This is a genomic window from Limnohabitans planktonicus II-D5, assembly GCF_001270065.2.
GTDB lineage: Bacteria > Pseudomonadota > Gammaproteobacteria > Burkholderiales > Burkholderiaceae_C > Limnohabitans_A > Limnohabitans_A planktonicus.
This window is the reverse complement of the sequence record NZ_LFYT02000133.1, coordinates 1-675: the sequence shown is the minus strand read 5'-3', so window position 1 is coordinate 675 and position 675 is coordinate 1. Positions and strand designations below refer to the sequence as shown.

1 protein-coding gene is annotated in these 675 nt (G+C 65.6%); it reads left to right on the top strand.

All coding sequences use genetic code 11. The features are described from left to right. Window positions 1–675 (top strand): Ig-like domain-containing protein (locus H663_RS41945; protein ID WP_240620614.1); only part of this gene is annotated, 675 nt, incomplete at both ends.

Genomic DNA, 675 nt, shown 5'->3' with positions numbered 1-675 from the left:
CGTCATCACGCTGGCCAACACCTACAGCGACCTGATCGGCAACGCTGGAGCCGTGGGCACCAGCGGCAACTACAGCGTAGACACCAAGGCCCCCTCGGCCGTGGTCACCCTCCAAGACGCCCAAGGTGCGCCGATGACCAGCCTCACGGCCGGACAAAGCGCCCAGCTGACCATCACCTTCAGCGAAGCGGTCCAAGACTTCAGCAACGCCGACGTGACAGCGCCCAACGGCACGCTCAGCACCCTGGCCAGCACCGACGGCGGCACCACCTGGACCGCGACGTTCACGCCCAACGCCAATGTGGAAGTAGCCGCCAACAGCATCAGCGTCAACCCCGGCGCTTACAGCGACCTGGCCGGCAACACCGGATCGGCTGCAGCCAGCGGCAACTACGCCGTAGACACCCAAGGCCCCACGGCCACGATCACCCTGAGCGACAACGCCTTGACGGCAGGCGAGAGCGCACAAGTGACCATCGTCTTCAGTGAAAAAGTCACCGGCTTTGGCAACACCGACGTGGCTGTAGAAAACGGCACGCTGAGCACCCTGGCCACCACCGACGGCGGCAAGACCTGGGTGGGCAGCTTCACGCCCACCGCAGGCACGGCAGACGCCAGCAACGTCATGAGCGTGGCCAACAGCTACACCGACGTGGCGGGCAACCAAGGCGCCAG